A 19683-nucleotide genomic window follows, 5' to 3' on the forward strand; every position below is an offset into this window, starting at 1 on the left:
TCTTTCCCGACCGGCCGAGAAAAAGTGTACAGGGTCCGAAGGGGTGCTCGCGCCAGGGTTTCGCGGCGTGCCTACGGTGCGGGCAGGACGTGCTTCGCGGCGAGCTTCTTCGCGGTGTCCGAGTCGGGGCCCGGCTGGGGGACGAAGACGGCCTCGCGGTAGTAGCGCAGCTCCGCGATGGACTCGCGGATGTCGGCCAGCGCGCGGTGGTTGCCGTTCTTCTCGGGGCTGTTGAAGTACGCCCTCGGGTACCAGCGGCGCGACAGTTCCTTGATGCTGGACACGTCGACGATGCGGTAGTGCAGGTAGTTCTCGAGGGCCGGCATGTCCCGCAGCAGGAATCCGCGGTCCGTGCCGACGGAGTTGCCGCACAGGGGGGCTCTGCCGGGCTCCTTGACGTGCTCCTTCACGTACGCGAGGACGCGCTCCTCGGCGTCCTCGAGCGTCGTGCCGTCCGCCAGCTCGTCGAGCAGTCCGGACGCGGTGTGCATCTGACGCACCACCTCCGGCATCGTCTCCAGCGCCCCGTCCGGCGGGCGGATGACGATGTCGACACCGTCGCCGAGCACGTTCAGCTCGGAGTCGGTGACGAGGGCGGCCACTTCGATGAGCGCGTCGTCGGACAGCGAGAGGCCGGTCATCTCGCAGTCGATCCACACCATGCGATCGTTCATATGCCTAACCTTACGGCGTGAGAGAGCGCAGGGGCCCCGGCGGGGGCGGGACGGCCGGGGCAGCAGCACGGGCCGGAGACTTCCGCCTCCGGCCCGTGGCGCGGACTGCCGCCTGCCGCGGGTCCTGCTCCGGGCCCGCCCGCCTCTCACGCTCGGCTCAGCTCCGCCTCACGGCGCGCTGCGCTGGCCCGGCACGCTCGCCCGGGCCTGGGCGTAGGCCTCGCGGGGCTCACGGGCCGGGTCTCCCGAGGAGGCCGACGCCGCCAGTGGCGGACCGCCCAGGGCGTTCGCGGCCGCCGTGCGCCGCGACTGGTGCGGCACCGGGGTGTCCGGATGCAGGGCGGCGGGCGCCTGGCCGGGATGGCCCGGGTGCCCGTGCTGGTGCGCCGGCCCGGACGGGACGGCGCCCGGGGTGTTCGGGAGGCCGTCGGAGCCCTGGTGCCGTTCCGCCTGGGGGCGCCGCGCGCGGTACGCGGCCCGGTAGGCGGCCGGGGACGAACCCAGCTGACGCCGGAAGTGGCCCCGCAGCGCGACCGGTGAGCGGAAGCCGCAGCGGCCCGCGACCTCGTCCACCGAGTAGTCCGACGTCTCCAGCAGGCGCTGGGCCTGCAGCACCCGCTGCGTGATCAGCCACTGCAGCGGCGCGCTGCCGGTCAGTGAGCGGAAGCGGCGGTCGAACGTGCGCCGGCTCATGTACGCGCGTGCCGCCAGCGTCTCCACGTCGAACTGTTCGTGGAGGTGCTCCAGCGCCCAGGCGACGACCTCGGCGAGCGGGTCGGCGCCGATCTCCTCGGGTAAAGACCTGTCCAGATAGCGTTCCTGACCACCCGTCCGGCGCGGTGGGACGACCAGACGCCGGGCGAGCGCGCCCGCCGCCTCGTTGCCGTGATCCGTGCGCACGATGTGCAGGCACAGATCGATTCCGGCCGCCGTACCGGCGGAGGTCAGCACGTCGCCGTCGTCCACGAAGAGTTCCCGCGGGTCGACGTGCACCGACGGATAGCGTTTCGCCAGCGTCGGCGCGTACATCCAGTGGGTGGTCGCCGGACGGCCGTCCAGCAGGCCTGCCGCCGCGAGCACGAAGGCGCCGGTGCACAGCCCGACGATGCGGGCGCCTTCCTCGTGGGCCCGGCGCAGCGCCTCGAGCGCCTCCTGGGGCGGCGGCGAGGTGATCGAACGCCAGGCGGGCACGACGACGGTGCCCGCCCGCGCAATCGCCTCCAGGCCGTGCGGCGCGGTGAGTTCGAGACCCCCCGTGGTCCGCAGCGGGCCCTCCTCACCGGCACTCACCAGCAGGCGGTAGCGCGGTACGCCGGCGTCCTGGCGGTCAATCCCGAACACCGACAGCGGTATGGAACTCTCGAAGATGGGACCGCCGCTGAACAGCAGCACCGCGACGATCTCCTTGCGGCGTCGCCCGGCGAGTTTCCGGGCCGCGGTTTCCGGCGCGGCAGTGGAGTCGTGGCTCATACTGCTAAGCCCCCCTCGGTGGTCGCGGCTCCTCGGTTGTGTCGCACCTGCACGTTTCCCCTCGGTCCTGCACGAGTCCCCCGCCGTAAGACAGTCAAGATCGAATCTACTGTGTCCCGTCGTGCCCGGGTGGCCAGTTCGGCCCCCGACGGATTGTCGACTTGGCAACTTGGCGTGAAGCATTCGATCACGAAGGGTTGCACTCGTGGGCCGTGCGGGGAAGTGCGCCTTGTCGCAGTGGCCAATCCCCATAGGGTGCCCGGGGTCCCCCGGACCCTTTCCGTGCAGGTCGAACGGGGGTTGGGGGGTGGTCGCACCCGTTGATGCACAGGTTGGGGAAGTTGGCTGAAAACATGCGTCCGCGTGCGCGGAAACCGGTCAGGCGACCGGTGTCTCTCCGCCGGGTCGCGGACGGTCCGGCGGGGTCGCCGCGAGGCTCCCTCGGCGCGGGGAGGGGAGGCGCGGCGAACGGGCGGGGACGTCCGGTGCGGTGGGCCGGCTCCGCGGCCGGACGCGGGGGGCGCTCCGCGCGGCGCGGTGCACGGGGTCCAACGCGCGGATGGCGCCTCGGTCACCGCGCCGCCGGGGCCGGCGCCCCGGCGCGCCCCACTCTCGCGGCTGGGCCCGCCCTGCGCAAACCGCCTGTACAGCGCAGCAACCATTGCGTGACGGGTACCCGCTCGGGCATGCTCCGGGATACCCGTCGGCCCGTGCGGACGGAATCTGCGCGCAGGAGGCGTACCGCCGTACCCTTGGGGGTATGGGGTTGGGAAGATGATTCCCGGACACAGCTCCGACGCAGCCTGTCGTCCCTCCTGACAAGGATCACCACGCCGAGACAGCCATGGCCGGTCACGAATTCTTCGAACCCGCGGACCGCAAGCGACCCCTCGCCGACCCCACGGCCGCCGAGCCGGTGGGGGCCGAGCCCCTGGGCGCCGCCCAGTCGCGCCAGCCGTGCGATCCGGCGTTCCGGCACGGTGTCGTCGTCGGTTTCGACGGCTCCACCTCCAGTGAGCGCGCCCTCGCGTACGCGGTCGGCATGGCCCGGCGCTCCGGTGCCGCGCTGATCATCGTCCACGTCGCCAACCGGCTCCCGACCACGGTGTGGGCGGGCTGCGAACCCCCGGTCTTCGTCGACGTCCCCGACCATCGCACCGAGGTCCTCGGTCTCGAGCTCGCCTGCGCGGACTACCTCACCGAGGTGCCCTGGATCCTGGTCGAGCGCGGCGGTGACATCTGCCACGAACTCGAGGAGGTCGGCCGGGAGTACGAGGCCGACGCGATCGTCGTCGGCTCCACCCACGGCCTCGTCGGCCGGCTCTTCGGCTCCGTCGCCGGCCGCCTCGCCAAGCGGGCCCAGCGGCCGGTCGTGGTCATTCCCTGACGCGGGGGGCGGGGCAGGTGCCTGCCCCGCCCCCCGCGGGTGTGCCTGCCGTCAGGAGCCGTCCGGCCGCGCGACCGCCCGGCGGTGACCGACTACTCGACGGTGACCGACTTGGCGAGGTTGCGGGGCTTGTCGATGTCCCGGCCCAGGGCCAACGCCGTGTGGTAGGCGAGGAGCTGGAGCGGGATGCCCATGAGGATGGGGTCCAGCTCGTCCTCGTTCTTCGGGACGACGACCGTGTGGTCGGCCTTCTCCTGCTCCCGGTGGGCGACGGCCATGATCCGGCCGCTGCGGGCCTTGATCTCCTCCAGGGCCGCGCGGTTCTTCTCCAGGAGATCGTCGTCGGGGACGATCGCGACGGTCGGCAGCGCGGGCTCGATCAGGGCCAGCGGACCGTGCTTGAGCTCGGACGCCGGGTAGGCCTCCGCGTGGATGTAGGAGACCTCCTTCAGCTTCAGGGACGCCTCGCGGGCCACCGGGTAGCCCCGCACGCGGCCGATGAAGAGCATCGAGCGGGCCTCGGCGTACTGCAGGGCCAGCTTCCTGATGTCCTCCTCCTGTTCCAGGATCTCGGAGATCTGTCCCGGGAGCCTGCGCAGCCCCTCGATGATCCGCTTGCCGTCGCTCACCGACAGGTCGCGGGTACGGCCCAGGTGCAGGGCGAGGAGGGCGAAGGCGACCGTGGTGTTGGTGAAGCACTTGGTGGACACCACGCACACCTCGGGCCCGGCGTGCACGTACATGCCGCCGTCCGCCTCACGGGCGATCGCCGAACCGACGACGTTCACCACGCCCAGCACCCGCGCGCCCTTGCGCTTCAGCTCCTGCACCGCCGCCAGCACGTCGTACGTCTCACCGGACTGGGACACCGCGACGTACAGCGTGTCGGGGTCGACGACCGCGTTGCGGTAGCGGAACTCGGAGGCCGGCTCGGCGTCGGCCGGGATGCGGGCCAGCTCCTCGATCATCTGGGCGCCGATCATGCCCGCGTGGTACGAGGTGCCGCAGCCGAGGATCTTCACCCGGCGGATCTGGCGGGCCTCCCGCGCGTCCAGGTTCAGGCCGCCGAGGCGCACGGTGGAGAAGCGGTCGTCGATCCGGCCCCGCAGCACCCGGTCCACGGCCTCGGCCTGCTCGTGGATCTCCTTGTGCATGTACGTGTCGTGGCCGCCCATGTCGTACGAGGCCGCCTCCCACTCCACGGTGGTCGGCTCGGCCGTGGTGCGGGTGCCCTCGGTGGTGTACGTGCGGAAGTCGTCGGCCTTGAGGGTGGCCATCTCGCCGTCGTCGAGGGTGACGATCTGCCGGGTGTGCGCGACCAGGGCGGCTATGTCCGAGGCGACGAACATCTCCTTCTCGCCGATGCCGAGCACCACGGGGGAGCCGTTGCGGGCCACCACGATGCGGTCCGGGAAGTCGGCGTGCAGCACGGCGATGCCGTAGGTGCCCTCGATGATCCGCACCGTCTCGCGGACCTTGTCCTCCAGCTTGACGGCCTGGGAGCGGGCGATCAGGTGGGTGAGGACCTCGGTGTCCGTCTCGGAGAGGAACTCGACGCCGTCCGCCTCCAGCTTGCGGCGCAGTTCACCGGCGTTGTCGATGATGCCGTTGTGGACGACGGCGACCTTGCCCTCGGCGTCCAGGTGCGGGTGCGCGTTCACGTCGGACGGGGCGCCGTGGGTGGCCCAGCGGGTGTGGGCGATGCCCGTGGTGCCCTTGAAGCGCGCCGGGACCTTCGCCTCCAGGTCGCGCACCCGGCCCTTGGCCTTGACCGTCTTCAGGCCGGCCGCCTTCGGGGACGTGACGGCGATGCCCGCCGAGTCGTAGCCCCGGTACTCCAGGCGCTGCAGGCCCTCGAGCAGCAGAGGGGCGACCTCACGCCTGCCGATGTATCCGACGATTCCGCACATGTGTGGTGTTTTCCTAGCCGTAGACGATGCGCCGCAGCTGCCGGAGCGAGAGCTCGGGCGGGGCCACGGCGCGGTATCTGAGGTCCGCCTCGATCCGTTCGAAGATCGTCGCGTTCACCAGGCCCTGGGCCTGGAGCTCGCGGTGGCGGCGACGGACGAAGTCCTCGGTCGTCTCGTCGAAGTAGGCGAGCACGTCCTGGATCACCCGCAGCGCCTCGCCCCGGCTGAGGGGGGAGGACCGCGTCAGATGATCAACGAGTTCGTCGTGCACTCGATGATCCTGGGGCAAGGGAGGGGCTCACGCAAGAATCCTGCCCGATTTCGGGCAGGGAAGCGAGGCGGGGCGAAGGCCGGTGTGACGGCCGGGCGCGCGACTTGGTTGTGCGGCCGGGCTACATGCGCTTGAGGACCGCCTGTTTGGCCCGGGTGAACTCCTCGTCCGTCAGGATCCCGGCGCGGTGCAGTTCGCCCAGTTCGCGCAGCCGGCGCAGCAGCGCGTCGTGGTCGTCCTCGCGGGCGGCCGGGGCGCCCGCGGCCGGGGTCTTCGGTTCCGCCGGGCGTTCGCTCCCGGCGAGGGCCGAGGCGGCGGGGTGCGGCAGGCGGGCCTGGACGGCGGCGGCGACGAGCGCCATCAGGGGGTCCTTCTTGAAGCCCCACAGCTCCACCGCGTTGGGGTCGTACTTCGCCGGGGCCTTGGTGGGCGCGTGGCGCACGACGAACCGCAGGTGGCCGTTCTCCAGCCCGGCCGCCGGCTGCCACTCCACGGCGGTGATGTCGGCCAGCGCGAGGGTGCGGGTGCCGGCGGCGGACTTGGCGTCCTCCGTCTTCCAGTTCCACTCCAGACGGATCTGCTCCCCGTCGAAGCTCGCCGAGCCGTCCCCGGCGGCGACCGACAGCGGCACGGACGGGCCGGGCAGCAGATAGCCGGAGACCGGGTCGGACGGCACCTGGTCGAGCAGCAGGGCGTTGCGGACCTCGTCCGTGAAGTACTCGGCGACGCCGTACCGGTCGGAGTCCACGGCCAGCTGGTACGGGTCGTGCGGCTCGGTGAGCCGGCCGCCGGTCGCCTGGAGCAGGGGGTCGGCGCCCTCGCGCAGCCGCAGCCTGAGCCGCCCCGCCTTTCTGCCCTGTTCGAAGGAGATGCCCGCCAACGCCTGCAGGGGGACCGTCAGTTCGCCCAGGGTCCGGCGGAGCAGCCCGACGTTCTTGTCCCGGCCGGGCGTCAGCCGCAGGGTGTTCCCGTCGTGGACCCAGGTTCCGTCCTTCTGGATGATTTCCGCCATGGGGCGATTGTTCCACCGGATCCGCGGACGGGTGGTCTGTACATGATGAGCGGGGCGGGCCGGCCGAGGGCGGGCCCGCGACGGGCATCCCGCAGGACCGTACTCCGGGATGCCCGCCCGTTCGTGGGTCAGAAGCCGGCGAGGGGGTTCTTCAGGGTGCCGACCAGCTGGAGCGCGCCGGACGGGTCCGTGAGGTCCACCATCTGCCGGTTGTCGCGCAGTTGGAGCCGGTTGAGGCAGGACAGCGCGAACTCGGGGGCGAACATGTCGTACTGGGCGAACTTGTCGACGAGTTCGGGCACCGACGCCTGGTACTCGCGGGTGATCTCCGCGACCGTCCGCCAGAAGTCGTCCTCGGTGAGGACGCCCTCGGTGGCGAGGTCGGCGGCCAGGAAGCGGAAGAAGCAGTCGAAGACGTCCGTGAGGATCGACAGCAGCTTCTTGTCCTCCGGCACCTCCACGCGGATGCGGGAGACCTCCGGCGGCAGTACCGCGTCCGGGTCCATCACCGCGATCTCCTCGGCGATGTCCTTGTAGACCGCGCGCCGCACCACCCCGTCCTCGAGCACGAGGATCACGTTCTCACCGTGCGGCATGTACACCAGGTCGTAGGCGTAGAAGCTGTGCAGCAACGGCGTGTAGTAGGCGCGCAGGTAGTGCCGCAGCCACTGGACGGGGGTGAGTCCGGACCGCTCGATCAGCGCGCCCGCGAAGGACGCCCCCTCGTGGTCCACGTGGAGCAGGGAGGCCATCGTGGCGAGGGACTCGCCCCGGCGCAGCGACGGCACCGGGCTCTCCCGCCACAGCGCGGCCAGCATCTTGCGGTACGGCGAGTAGCGGTCGGTGGCCTTCTCGTACTCCAGGTGCCGGTAGCCGACCGCCGCCCGCTCCCGGATGATCGTCAGCCCGGTCGACCGCAGCACCGGGTCGTCCTCGATCAGCTGGGCCAGCCAGTCGTTGATCGCCGGTGTGGCCTCCATGTACGCGGCCGAAAGTCCGCGCATGAAGCCCATGTTGAGGACGGACAGGGCCGTCTTCACATAGTGCTTCCGAGGGTTCGACCGGTTGAAGAAGGTGCGGATGGACTGCTGGGCCAGGTACTCGTCGTCGCCCTCGCCCAGGCACACCAGGTGGCGGCGGGCGACCTCGGCGGCGAAGGTGACGGCGAGCTTGTTCCACCACTGCCAGGGGTGGACGGGGATGAGGAGGTAGTCGGCCGGGTCGAGCCCCTGCTCCGTGAGCGTGCGGTGGAAGCGCCCGACGGTGTCCTCGCCCAGCTCCTGCCGCAGGAACGACTCGTACTCGACGCCGACGCCGGCGGTGAACGCCGCCCGTGAGCGGTGCGCGGCCAGCCACACCAGCCGCACCGGGTTCGCCGTCTCCGGCGCGTAGGCCCGGTACTCGTGGATGCCGAAGCCGAGCCGCCCGTTGTTGGCGACGAAGCAGGGGTGGCCCTCGGTCATGCCGGTCTCGACGGCCTGGAAACCGGCGTCCACCAGCTCGGCCGAGGTGACGGCGGGCTTGGTGAGCTTGTAGCAGGTGCCGGAGAGGGTGGAGGAGATCTCCTCCAGGTACACCGGCAGGACCGCGTCGCTCAGCCCCAGCGACTTCTGCAGTTCGACGAAGAAGTCCAGTGCGGCGAGCGGGAGTTCGGTTCCGCCACGGTGCCGGGTGATCGAGCCGGCGGCGACCTGCCAGTGGTCCAGGGCGCGGCGGACGGCGGTGAAGCGGTACTCGGTCAGCCCGTCGTCACTGCGGACGACGTACGCGTCCGTTCCCGTGTCCGGGCCCGCGGGCTCCGGGGTGAGCAGCCGCTCGTGGGAGAACTCCGCGAGCGCCTTGCGGACCAGCAGGCGGTTGGCCGTCTCCCAGCGCTCGGGGGTCAGATGGTCCACGGCGCCGGCGAGGCTCGTGCCGTTGCGGCTCGTGCCGGCGGGGCTCATACGCCCACCCCCGTGGCCGCGGCGAACTGTTGACGGGTGCAGAAGCTCAGCAACGCCTTCTTCTCCGGCTTGTCGATCTCGCGTACGGGAACGAAGCCGACGGCCTCGTTCAGGGCCTGGACCGCCTTGTTGGACACGTCCGGTTCGACGACGACCCGCAGGGCCGCCGGGTCGTCGAAGATGTGCGCGAGGACGGCGGTGATCACGGCCCGGGTGAAGCCGTGCAGCGGGGTGCCGGCCGGCGCGACCAGGAAGTGCATGCCGACGTCGCCGGGCTCCGGCTCGTACAGCCCGGTCAGCTCGCGGTGCGCGGGGTCGTACGTCTCCATCAGGAAGGCGGGGACGCCGTCGTGCAGGCCCAGCAGGGCGTGGTGGTGCCCGTCGGCCGCGATCCGCAGGTACTCGCGCTCGACGTCCTCCGGTGTCGCGTCCTGCATCATCCAGAAGGCCGCCTTGGGGTGGGTGACCCACGCGTGCAGCAGCCCGGCGTCCTTCGGCGGGTCCAGCGGACGGACCCCGAAGGTGCCCAGCGCGGTCCGCAGGCCGGTCTCGGTGATGCTCATGCCGTGAACTCCTGGAAGGCGACGGACTTCTCGACGGGGTAGTACTCGGTGCCGAGCAGCTCCCGGATGATGCAGCTGTTGCGGTAGGGGCCCATGCCCAGGTCGGGGCTGGTGACGCTGTGCGTGTGGACGCCCGCGTTCTGCAGGAAGACGCCCCGGCCGGTGACGTCGACGGCGTAGTCGCGGGTCACGTCGAACCGGCCGTGGGCGTCGAAGCGGAGACGTGCGCGGACCGGGTCGAGGAAGGCCGGCGGTTCGTAGTGGTAGCCGGTGGCCAGCACCAGGCCCTCGGTGCGGATCTCGTAGTCCTTGTCCTGCTCGTCCTGGTGGAAGCCGAGCGTGTACCCGCCGTTCTCGTGACGCGCGCCGGTCAGCGTGGAGTTGGTGAGCAGCCGGGTGGGGACGGGACGGCCGCCGCCGCTGACGTTCTTCTGGTACAGCAGGTCGAAGATCGCGTCGATCAGCTCCGAGTTGATGCCCTTGAACAGGCCCTTCTGCTGCTTCTCCAGCCGGTAGCGGGTCTCCTCGGGCAGCGCGCGGAAGTAGTCGATGTAGTCCGGGGACGTCATCTCCAGGGTCAGCTTGGTGTACTCCAGCGGGAAGAACCGCGGGGAGCGCGTGACCCAGTTGAGCCGGTAGCCGTGGGCGTCGATCTCGGAGAGGAGTTCGTAGTAGATCTCGGCGGCGCTCTGCCCGCTGCCGACGATCGTGATCGACTCCTTCTCCTGCAGCTCCGCCTTGCGGTGCATGTACTGCGAGGTGTGGAACAGGCCGCCGTCCAGGTCCCGGCACACCTCGGGCACGAACGGCACGGTTCCGGTGCCGAGCACCAGCCGCCGGGCGCGGTAGGTGTCGCCCGCCGAAGTCCGTACGGCGTACAGCCCGGCCGCCTCGTCGTACGTCACCTCGGTGACGGTGGTGGAGAAGCGGATGCTGCTCAGCTGCGAGGCGGCCCAGCGGCAGTAGTCGTCGTACTCGACGCGCAGCGGGTAGAAGTTCTCGCGGATGTAGAACGGGTACAGCCGGCCCTTCTCCTTCAGGTAGTTGAGGAAGGAGTACGGGGACGTCGGGTCGGCGAGGGTGACCAGGTCCGACATGAACGGCGTCTGGAGGTGGGCGCCGTCGAGGAACATCCCGGCGTGCCACTCGAAGTCCGGCTTGGACTCCAGGAAGACGCCGTCGAGTTCGTCGATGGGTTCGGTGAGGCAGGCGAGGCCGAGGTTGAAGGGGCCGAGACCGATTCCCACGAAGTCGTAGGCGGTGTCCGGGGCTTCAGGATGCGACGCGGTCAAGGGACTCTCCCAGGTACTGCTCGGCATGGCCGGCGATCAGGTCGAGGACGGCGGTGATGTCGGCCGTCGTGGTCTCGGGGTTCAGCAGGGTGAACTTCAGGTAGTGGCGCCCCGCGACCTTGGTGCCCGCGACGACCGCGTCACCGGAGGCGAACAGGGCCTTGCGGGCGTGGAGGTTGGCCCGGTCGATGCTCGAGGGGTCGGTGACGGCGGCCGGTACGTACCGGAAGACGAGCGTGGACAGCGACGGCTCGACGACCACGTCGAAGCGCGGGTCGGCGGCGAGCAGCCGCCAGCCGTCCCGGGCCAGGTCGCAGACCTCGTCGAAGAGCCGGCCGATGCCGTCGGCACCCATCACGCGCAGCGTCATCCACAGCTTCAGCGCGTCGAAACGGCGGGTGGTCTGCAGGGACTTGTCGACCTGGTTGGGGATGCGCTCGGTCACCATGCGGCGCGGGTTGAGGTATTCCGCGTGGTAGGTGGCGTGCCGCAGCGTCGCCCCGTCACGTACCAGCACGGCGGACGAACTCACCGGCTGGAAGAAGGACTTGTGGTAGTCGACGGTGACCGAGTCCGCGTGCTCGATGCCGTCGATGCGGTCCCGGTGCTTCAGCGAGGCGAGCAGCCCGCAGCCGTACGCGGCGTCCACGTGCATCCAGACGCCGTACTGCGCGCACAGTCCGGCGATCTCGGGCAGCGGGTCGATGGAGCCGAAGTCGGTGCTGCCGGCGGTGGCGACGACGGCCATGGGGACCTGCCCGTCCTCGGCGCAGCGCGCCAGTTCGCGGGCGAGGGCCACGGTCTGCATCCGCTTGTCGTGGTCGACGGGGATCGACACCACGGCGTCCGGTCCGAGGCCGAGCAGTTTCGCGGACTTCTGCACGCTGAAGTGGCTGACCTCGGAGCTGAAGACGCGCAGTTTCCCGAGGTCCCGGGTCTTCGCCTCCTCGCGGGCCAGCAGCAGGGCCTGGAGGTTGGACTGGGTGCCGCCGGAGGTGAACACCCCGTCGGCGGCGGCGCCGAGGCCGATCCGGGCGGCGGTCCAGTCGATCAGTTTCCGCTCGATGAGGGTGCCGCCGGCCGACTGGTCCCAGGTGTCCAGGGAGGAGTTGACGGCGGAGAGCACGGCCTCGCCGAGCACGGCCGGGATGACGACCGGGCAGTTGAGGTGGGCGAGGTAGCGGGGGTGGTGGAAGTAGATCGCGTCCCGGAGGTAGACGTCCTCCAGTTCGTCCAGTGCCGCGGTGGTGTCGTGCAGCGGCCGGTCGAGATCGATCCGCTCGACGGCGGGTGCGAGGGCGTCGACCGTGATGCCGGTGAACGGGCGTTCTGTGGTGGCGAGTTTGGCTGCCACCCGCTCGACTCCTTCGGTCACGGAGCGGCGATAGTGCTCCGCGGTGGTGTCGTTGAGCAGGTGCGAGCGCATGTGAGGGCCTCCGGTGGGGACGGTCCGGTGCGGGGAGGGAGCGGGCGCCGCGGTGCGGCCCTTTTTCTTAGGTGAGCCTAACCTAACTGTCTGCGTTTCATTCCTGTGACCACCGTGACCGTCGTCACTGCGTCACGAGGTGTGGGACGGGGGCCGGCCGGACACGCCGCCGACGCTCTTCGCGCGGCTGTTCCAGCGTCGGGCCGCGGCACCGGCCCCCGGGCCGGCGCCGTGCGGCACGGAGCCGGTGCCGGCCCCGGTGGTGCCGCCCGCGGCGTCCGTGCGCAGCTCCCGCGGGGTGTGCGACCGCGTCACCGCGCCGGCGTCGGCGGGCAGTTCACGCCGGCCCTGTCGCCGCGACCGGTTCCTCCTGCCCCGGATGCGGCGGGAAGGGCCTCGAGGGCCGGTCCGGCGGGCCGGAACGCGGGCGGACCGGCCCCGGTGGAGGCGACCCGGGCCGGGGGCGGACCGAGCCGCCCCGTTCCGGCGACCTGGAGGAAGGAGGGACGGAACGGGGCGGCTGCGGCAGTGGTCACGTACGGCTCCGGTGGCGGAGGAGGACGGAAGGGGTCAGCTGACCTTCTTGGCCTTCTCGATGGCCTCGGCGAGGTTGACGAGCAGCGGGGTGCACTTGTCGTAGGACAGGATCGGCTCGGGGGAGCGGGAGATGACCTGGCCGGCCTCGACCGCGGGGAGCTTCTTCCAGGTGCCCTCGGTGATGTCGGCGGGCTGGATGGTCGAGGCGCGGTCGTCCATGATGATGACGTCGGCCGGGTACTTGTCGACGTTTTCCCAGCTCAGGGTTTCGAACCAGCCGCCGGTCGCCTTCTTGGCCTCCTCCGGGGGCTCCACGATGTTCACGCCGAGGGCCTTGAAGTACTCCAGGTCGACGGAGTAGTTCGAGCCGGAGACGTAGAAGACGTCCGGCGCGGCGGAACCGGCCAGCACCTTGATCTCCGGACGGGCCTTGGCCGCCTTGCGCAGCCGCTCGGCGGCGGCCTCGAAGTCCTTCTTCGCCCCGACGACCTTCGCGGCCTTCATGTCGGCGCCCAGCGACTCGGCCAGTTCGGCCATCCGCTGCAGCGGCTCGGGCAGCTGGCGGTCGTAGACGGAGACGGCCACGCTCGGGGCAAGCTTGGCGATCTTGTCCTTGGAGGCTTCGGGGACGTACCAGAGGGAGCCGGCGTCGTCGAACGTCGTGCTGATGAGCACCTCGGGCCGGAAGGCCGCGTACTGCTCGACGTTGAAGCTGTCGAACTTGTTGCCGAAGATCGTCAGCTTGCTGACGTCCATGTCCCCGGCCTGGACGTCGGCCTTGCCGGCCGTCGTCCTGGTCGGACCGAAGACGCCCTTGACCTCGATGCCGTAGTCGTACAGGGCGGCCGCCACGCCGGTGAACGCGACGATGTTCGCAGGGACCTTGTCGAGTTTCACGGTGGTGCCGCGGTCGTCCTCGAAGGACCAGGGGCCGGACCCCTTGTCCGCCGCCGACGAGTCCGAGTCGCCGTTCCTCGTCTCCTCGCCCCCGCAGGCGACGAGTGCGGCACCGAGTCCGAGGGCGCCACCGGCGGCGAGGATGCCGCGACGGGAGAAGCGGGCGGTTCTGGCGTTCGACATGGGTGGGTCTGCTTTCGTGCGTACGGAGGCGGCCTTGATGGCAGGCGTGATTAGGTTAGCCTAACCTGATGATCTGTCCAGAGGGCGGCCCGTACCGGGCTCCGACCTGGCCCTGGCTCCGGTCCCCGCCGTGGCGGCGGAACGCGGAGGTGCCCACCGTCCAGGGCCCGAACGGGGCCTTGTCTCCGAGGGCGTACGGGGCCTTGTCGCCGTAGCGGTTCCCGTACGGGGCCGGGTGCACCCGGATCGTGCCGGTGCGAGGACCGACGGTCGGGCAGTGCGGGATGCCCGTCGCGGGCCGCCCTCTTCGCTCAGCCCGGCAGCCCCAGCTCCCGGGCGATCAGCATCCGCTGGACCTCGCTCGTGCCCTCGCCGATCTCCAGGATCTTGGAGTCGCGCCACATACGGGCCACCGGGTACTCGTTCATGAAGCCGTAGCCGCCGTGGATCTGGGTGGCGTCACGGGCGTTGTCCACCGCGACCGTGGACGAGTACAGCTTGGCCAGCGCCGCCTCCTTCTTGAAGGGCTCGCCGGCCACCAGGCGGCTCGCCGCGTCGCGCCAGGCCAGGCGGGAGGTGTGGGCCTTCATCTCCATGTCCGCGATCTTGAACTGGATGGCCTGGTTGGCGCCGATCGGACGGCCGAACGCGTGCCGCTGACCGGCGTACTTCACCGACTCGTCCACACAGCCCTGCGCCAGGCCCGTGCCCAGCGCGGCGATGGCGATCCGTCCCTCGTCGAGGATGCGCAGGAACTGGGCGTAGCCCCGGCCCTGTTCGCCCAGCAGGTTCGCCGCCGGGACGCGGACGTCCTGGAAGGACAGCTCCCGCGTGTCCGAGGCGTTCCAGCCGACCTTCGAGTACGGGGCCGCCACCGTGAGGCCAGGGGTGCCCGACGGGACGACGATCGCCGAGATCAGCGGCCTGCCGTCCGGCTTCCGGCCGGTGACCGCCGTCACCGTGACCAGGCCCGTGATGTCCGTGCCCGAGTTGGTGATGAAGCACTTCGTGCCGTTGACCACCCATTCGTCCGTCGTCTCGTCCAGGCGGGCCGTGGTGCGGGTCGCGCCCGCGTCGCTGCCGCCGTCCGGCTCCGTCAGGCCGAACGCGCCCAGGATCTCGCCGGAGCACAGACGGGGCAGCCACTCGCGCTTCTGCTCCTCGGTGCCGAAGAGGTGCAGCGGCATCGCGCCCAGCGAGACACCGGCCTCCAGGGTGATCGCCACCGACGAGTCCACCCGGGCCAGTTCCTCCAGCGCCACCCCCAGGGCGAAGTAGTCGCCGCCCATTCCGCCGTACTCCTCCGGGAACGGCAGGCCGAACAGGCCCATGCGGCCCATCTCGCGGACGATCTCGTACGGGAACTCGTGCCGCTCGTAGAAGTCACCTATCTTCGGCGCCACGACGTCGTGCGCGAACTCCTCGACCGTACGGCGGAGTTCTTCCAGTTCGGGGGAGAGCCTGTGGTCCATGGTCGTTCACTGCTCCTGGTGGGAGAGGGCGCGGACGGTGCGGGACGGGCTGGGTCGGCCCAGGTGGGCGGCCATCCAGACGCTCGTGGCGACGAGACGGCCGAGGTCGACCCCGGTGTCGATGCCGAGTCCGCGCAGCATCCACACGAGGTCCTCGGTGGCGAGGTTGCCGGTGGCGGACTTCGCGTACGGGCAGCCGCCCAGTCCGCCGGCGGAGGCGTCGACCGTGGTGACGCCCCGCTGGAGCGCGGCCAGTGTGTTGGACAGGGCCTGGCCGTAGGTGTCGTGGAAGTGCACGCCCAGCGCGCTCACGGGCACGCCCGCGTCGGCGAGCGCGGTGAGCAGGGCGGTCACATGGCCCGGGGTCGCCACCCCGATGGTGTCGCCCAGGCTGAGTTCGTCGCAGCCCATGTCCAGCAGGGCCCGGCACACCTCCACCACGCGGGGGACCGGGACCGCTCCCTCCCACGGGTCGCCGAAGCACATCGACAGGTAGCCGCGGACGTGGACGTCCTCGCGCTTGGCCCGGGCCACCACCGGCTCGAACATCGCCAGCGCCCCGCCCACCGTGCGGTTGAGGTTGGCCCTGGCGAAGGACTCCGTGGCGCTGGCGAACACCGCCACCCGCCGGGCGCCGAGCGCCAGCGCGCGCTCCAGGCCCCGTTCGTTGGGCACCAGGACCGGAAGCGCCACCGGCAGGCCGGCCACCGCCCGGTACAGGTCCTCCGCGTCCGCCAGCTGGGGCACCCACCCGGGGTGGACGAAGCTCGTCGCCTCGATCGTGGTCAGGCCCGTGCCGGCCAGACGGCGGACGAACTCCGCCTTGACGGCCGTCGGGACGGTCGCCCTCTCGTTCTGCAGACCGTCGCGCGCGCCGACCTCGTGGATCCGCACCCGCGCCGGCAGGCCCTTCGCCGGCACGGTCATGGGCAGGCCCGGTTCCACGGGGTTCACGGCGCCTCCTCCTCCGCGGCCGCGGGGGCGATGACCGCCAGCACCTGGTCCATGGCGACCGTCGTACCCGGAGCCACGTCCAGTTCGGTGACCGTGCCGGCGTGCGGGGCGGAGACGACGTGCTCCATCTTCATCGCCTCCACCACCAGCAGGCTCTGGCCCGCACCCACCTCGTCGCCGACGGCGACCTTCACCACCGTCACCGTGCCGGGCATCGGCGCGGTCAGCGAGTCGGCGCCCGCCCGGCCCGCGCCGGTCAGGGAGGCGGCGACCGGGTCGTGGTCGCGCACCTGCCAGGCGTCGCCGTCCCGGCCGAGCCAGTCGGCGGCGCGGTGGAAGGTGTGGCGGACGCCGTCCACCGTCACCGACACCCGGTCGTCGGTGACGGTGTGGGTGCCGCGGGCTCTGTGCGTCACGGGTTCACCTCCCGGCACGCGCAGGTGGAACGCGACCGGCTTCGGCGTACCCCCCAGACGCCAGCCGTCCGGCACCGAGAACGGGTCCGTCCAGCCCCCGGTACGCGGCCGCAGCGCGTCCAGGCGTACGGCCGCCGCGGCCTCGTACACCTCCTCCGGTACGCCGGCGGAGACCAGACCCTCCGCCTCCCGCTCCACCAGCCCCGTGTCCAGGTCGCCGCTCACCACCGCCGGGTGCGCGAGCAGCCGCCGCAGGAAGCCGGCGTTGGTCTGCACGCCCAGCGTCACCGTCTCCGCGAGTGCCGCCCGGAGCCTGCGCAGCGCACTCGCGCGGTCGGGGCCGTACGCGATCACCTTGGACAGCATCGGGTCGTACAGGCTGCCGACCTCCGTGCCCTCGCTCAGCCCGGAGTCGGTGCGGACGCCTCCCCCAGGCGCTTCGCGCAGGGGGGACCCCCAGCCCTGCGGCTCGCGCAGCCTGAGCACCGTGCCGCCCGAGGGGAGGAAACCGCGCGCCGGGTCCTCGGCGCAGATCCGGGCCTCGACGGCGTGGCCGGTGAGCCGGACGTCGCCCTGCGTGAAGCCGAGCCGCTCGTCCGCCGCCACCCGCAGCTGCCACTCCACCAGGTCGAGTCCCGTGACCAGCTCGGTGACCGGGTGCTCCACCTGGAGACGGGTGTTCATCTCCATGAAGCAGTACGAGGCGGGGTCGTCGCCCGGCACGATGAACTCCACCGTGCCCGCGCCCCGGTAGCCGCAGGAGCGGGCCGCCTGGACCGCCGCCTCGCCCATCGCGGCCCGGGTCTCCTCGTCGAGCAGGACGCTGGGCGCCTCCTCGATGATCTTCTGGTGCCGGCGCTGCAGGGAGCACTCGCGCTCGCCCAGGTGCACCACGTTCCCGTGGCCGTCGGCCAGCACCTGGATCTCGATGTGCCGGGGGCGGTCGATCCACCGTTCGACCAGGAGCGTGTCGTCGCCGAAGGAGGCGCGGGCCTCGCGCCGCGCGGCGGCGATCTCGTCGGGCAGCGCCGCCGCGTCCCGCACCAGGCGCATGCCCTTGCCGCCGCCGCCCGCCGACGGCTTCAGCAGCACCGGCACGCCGATCTCGCGTGCGGCGTCGGCGAGCTGCCGGTCCGTCAGGCCGCTGCCGCTGGAGCCGGGGACGACCGGGACCCCGGCCGCCTTCACCGTCTCCTTCGCGCGGATCTTGTCACCCATCAGCGCGATCGCGTCGGCCGGCGGACCGACGAACACCAGCCCCGCCTCCTCGCACGCCCGCGCGAACCCCGCGTTCTCGGCGAGGAAGCCGTACCCGGGGTGCACCGCCCGGGCGCCGGTACGGGCGGCGGCCTCCAGCAACCGCTCCACCGACAGGTAGCTCTCCGCGGCCGGCGCGGGCCCGATCCGTACCGCCGTGTCCGCCTCGCGGACGTGCCGGGCGTCGGCGTCCGCGTCGGAGAAGACGGCCACCGAACGCACGCCCATCGACCGCAGGGTGCGGATGACCCGGACGGCGATCTCGCCCCGGTTGGCCACCAGGACCGTCTCGAACATCGCTCGATCTGTCACAGTCGTCCGTCCCTCACATCCGGAAGACGCCGAACTGGGGTTCGCCCAGTGGCGCGTTGGCGCACGCGGTCAGGGCCAGGCCCAGGACCTGCCGGGTCTCCAGCGGGTCGATCACCCCGTCGTCCCACAGGCGGGCCGTCGCGTAGTAGGCGTTCCCCTGCCGCTCGTACTGGGCGCGGACCGGCGCCTTGAACGCGTCCTCGTCCTCGGCCGGCCACTCCTCGCCGCGCGCCCGGAGCTGGTCCCGCTTGACCGTCGCCAGCACCGAGGCGGCCTGCTCGCCGCCCATGACCGAGATCTTGGCGCCCGGCCACATCCACAGGAAACGGGGCGAGTACGCCCTGCCGCACATCGAGTAGTTGCCCGCGCCGTAGGAACCGCCGACCACCACCGTCAGCTTCGGCACCCGCGTGCACGCCACCGCCGTCACCATCTTGGCGCCGTGCTTGGCGATGCCGCCGGCCTCGTAGTCCTTGCCGACCATGAAGCCGGAGATGTTCTGCAGGAACACCAGCGGAATGCCGCGCTGGTCGCACAGCTCGACGAAGTGGGCGCCCTTCTGGGCCGACTCGGAGAACAGGATGCCGTTGTTGGCGACGATCCCCACCGGATGGCCGTGGATCCGGGCGAAGCCGGTCACCAGGGTCTGCCCGAACTCCGCCTTGAACTCGGCGAACCGCGAACCGTCGACCACGCGCGCGACGACCTCCCGCACGTCGTACGGCGTACGGGAGTCGACCGGGACCGCGCCGTACAGCGACCCGGGGTCGACCTTGGGCTCGACGGACTGCTCGACCCGCCAGGGCAGCGGACCGCGCGCGGGCAGCGTCGCGGCGATGTTCCGCACGATCCTGAGCGCGTGCGCGTCGTCCTGGGCGAGATGGTCGGTGACGCCCGACACCCGCGCGTGGACCTCGCCGCCGCCCAGCTCCTCCGCCGTGACCACCTCGCCGGTGGCCGCCTTCACCAGGGGCGGGCCGCCGAGGAAGATCGTGCCCTGGCCGCGGACGATCACCGCCTCGTCGCTCATCGCCGGGACGTACGCCCCGCCCGCCGTGCACGAGCCCAGCACCGCCGCGATCTGCGGGATGCCGGCACCGGACATCCGGGCCTGGTTGTAGAAGATCCGCCCGAAGTGGTCCCGGTCCGGGAAGACCTCGTCCTGCATCGGCAGGAAGGCGCCGCCGGAGTCCACCAGGTAGACGCAGGGCAGCCGGTTGTCCAGGGCCACCTCCTGGGCGCGCAGGTGCTTCTTCACCGTCATCGGGTAGTACGTGCCGCCCTTGACGGTCGCGTCGTTGGCGACCACCACGCACTCGCGCCCCGCCACCCGCCCGATCCCGGCGATCACCCCGGCCGCCGGGGCCTGGCCCTCGTACATCCCGTCGGCCGCCAGCGGGGCCAGCTCCAGGAACGGCGAACCGGGGTCGAGGAGGGTGTCCACCCGCTCGCGCGGCAGCAGCTTGCCCCGCGCGGTGTGCCGGGCCCGGGCCCGCTCACCGCCGCCGAGCGCGGCCGCCGCCAGCTTGGCGCGCAGCTCCTCGACGAGTGCGCGGTGCGCCTCCTCGTTGGCCCGAAAGGACTCCGACGCGGGATCGGCCGCGCTGTGGAGCTCCGGTGCCTCGTCCATCTGCCGGTCCCCTCACTGGTTAATGAGCGTTAACGGTTTCACTCAGGTTAACGACCGCTAACCCCGCTGTCTAGAAT

16 protein-coding genes are annotated in these 19683 nt (G+C 71.5%); 1 reads left to right on the top strand and 15 read right to left on the bottom strand.

The window, feature by feature from the left end:
- Positions 1 to 71 precede the first annotated feature (71 nt).
- Together orn and ORI94_RS17505 are read right to left on the bottom strand one after the other, a co-directional pair.
- Entirely contained in the window at positions 72 to 674 is a 603-nt protein-coding gene (orn, locus tag ORI94_RS17500; RefSeq protein WP_266076338.1) for an oligoribonuclease, read from the bottom strand.
- A gap of 168 nt (positions 675 to 842) precedes the next feature.
- Positions 843 to 2144 carry a helix-turn-helix domain-containing protein gene (locus ORI94_RS17505; RefSeq protein WP_266076340.1) on the bottom strand — a complete coding sequence of 434 codons (1302 nt, stop codon included), beginning with the start codon at positions 2142 to 2144 and terminating at the stop codon, positions 843 to 845.
- Positions 2145 to 2988: 844 nt separating this feature from the next.
- Between ORI94_RS17505 and ORI94_RS17510 the strand changes: the two genes are divergently transcribed.
- Positions 2989 to 3531, top strand: a complete 543-nt coding sequence (locus ORI94_RS17510) for a universal stress protein (RefSeq protein WP_266076342.1) — start codon at positions 2989 to 2991, stop codon at positions 3529 to 3531.
- A gap of 92 nt (positions 3532 to 3623) precedes the next feature.
- On the opposite strand, the gene glmS is transcribed toward ORI94_RS17510, so the two are convergent.
- The 13 genes from glmS to ORI94_RS17575 all read right to left on the bottom strand — a co-directional run bounded on the left by glmS (position 3624) and on the right by ORI94_RS17575 (position 19606).
- On the bottom strand, positions 3624 to 5441 hold the full coding sequence (gene glmS, locus ORI94_RS17515; protein WP_266076344.1) for a glutamine--fructose-6-phosphate transaminase (isomerizing): 1818 nt from the start codon (positions 5439 to 5441) through the stop codon (positions 3624 to 3626).
- Between the two features lie 13 nt (positions 5442 to 5454).
- Positions 5455 to 5712 (bottom strand): hypothetical protein, encoded by a 258-nt coding sequence (locus ORI94_RS17520; RefSeq protein WP_042171016.1) that lies wholly within the window; start codon positions 5710 to 5712, stop codon positions 5455 to 5457.
- A gap of 121 nt (positions 5713 to 5833) precedes the next feature.
- On the bottom strand, positions 5834 to 6724 hold the full coding sequence (locus ORI94_RS17525) for a DUF4429 domain-containing protein (protein ID WP_266076349.1): 891 nt from the start codon (positions 6722 to 6724) through the stop codon (positions 5834 to 5836).
- 128 nt (positions 6725 to 6852) lie between these two features.
- Positions 6853 to 8667: an IucA/IucC family protein gene (locus ORI94_RS17530; RefSeq protein WP_266076351.1), complete on the bottom strand. Its 1815-nt coding sequence runs from the start codon at positions 8665 to 8667 to the stop codon at positions 6853 to 6855.
- Positions 8664 to 9230 carry a GNAT family N-acetyltransferase gene (locus tag ORI94_RS17535; protein WP_266076353.1) on the bottom strand — a complete coding sequence of 189 codons (567 nt, stop codon included), beginning with the start codon at positions 9228 to 9230 and terminating at the stop codon, positions 8664 to 8666. Before ORI94_RS17535 ends, ORI94_RS17530 begins: the two co-directional genes overlap by 4 nt.
- Complete coding sequence (locus ORI94_RS17540) at positions 9227 to 10549, bottom strand: lysine N(6)-hydroxylase/L-ornithine N(5)-oxygenase family protein (RefSeq protein ID WP_416237835.1); 1323 nt, start codon at positions 10547 to 10549, stop codon at positions 9227 to 9229. The genes ORI94_RS17535 and ORI94_RS17540 overlap by 4 nt, the downstream gene beginning before the upstream one ends.
- On the bottom strand, positions 10503 to 11948 hold the full coding sequence (desA, locus tag ORI94_RS17545) for a lysine decarboxylase DesA (protein WP_266076357.1): 1446 nt from the start codon (positions 11946 to 11948) through the stop codon (positions 10503 to 10505). Before desA ends, ORI94_RS17540 begins: the two co-directional genes overlap by 47 nt.
- A gap of 132 nt (positions 11949 to 12080) precedes the next feature.
- Complete coding sequence (locus tag ORI94_RS17550) at positions 12081 to 12263, bottom strand: hypothetical protein (RefSeq protein ID WP_266076359.1); 183 nt, start codon at positions 12261 to 12263, stop codon at positions 12081 to 12083.
- Positions 12264 to 12518: 255 nt separating this feature from the next.
- Positions 12519 to 13565: an ABC transporter substrate-binding protein gene (locus tag ORI94_RS17555; RefSeq protein ID WP_266076361.1), complete on the bottom strand. Its 1047-nt coding sequence runs from the start codon at positions 13563 to 13565 to the stop codon at positions 12519 to 12521.
- 311 nt (positions 13566 to 13876) lie between these two features.
- Complete coding sequence (locus ORI94_RS17560; protein ID WP_266076363.1) at positions 13877 to 15037, bottom strand: acyl-CoA dehydrogenase family protein; 1161 nt, start codon at positions 15035 to 15037, stop codon at positions 13877 to 13879.
- A 6-nt stretch (positions 15038 to 15043) separates the two neighbouring features.
- Positions 15044 to 15991 (bottom strand): hydroxymethylglutaryl-CoA lyase, encoded by a 948-nt coding sequence (locus tag ORI94_RS17565; protein ID WP_266076366.1) that lies wholly within the window; start codon positions 15989 to 15991, stop codon positions 15044 to 15046.
- On the bottom strand, positions 15988 to 17961 hold the full coding sequence (locus tag ORI94_RS17570) for a biotin carboxylase N-terminal domain-containing protein (RefSeq protein WP_266076518.1): 1974 nt from the start codon (positions 17959 to 17961) through the stop codon (positions 15988 to 15990). Before ORI94_RS17570 ends, ORI94_RS17565 begins: the two co-directional genes overlap by 4 nt.
- 28 nt (positions 17962 to 17989) lie before the next feature.
- Complete coding sequence (locus tag ORI94_RS17575) at positions 17990 to 19606, bottom strand: carboxyl transferase domain-containing protein (protein ID WP_266076368.1); 1617 nt, start codon at positions 19604 to 19606, stop codon at positions 17990 to 17992.
- Between the last annotated feature and the right edge of the window lie 77 nt (positions 19607 to 19683).

Origin of the sequence: Streptomyces sp. NEAU-W12 (genome assembly GCF_026242095.1) — a bacterium.
In the GTDB taxonomy this organism is placed as follows: domain Bacteria; phylum Actinomycetota; class Actinomycetes; order Streptomycetales; family Streptomycetaceae; genus Streptomyces.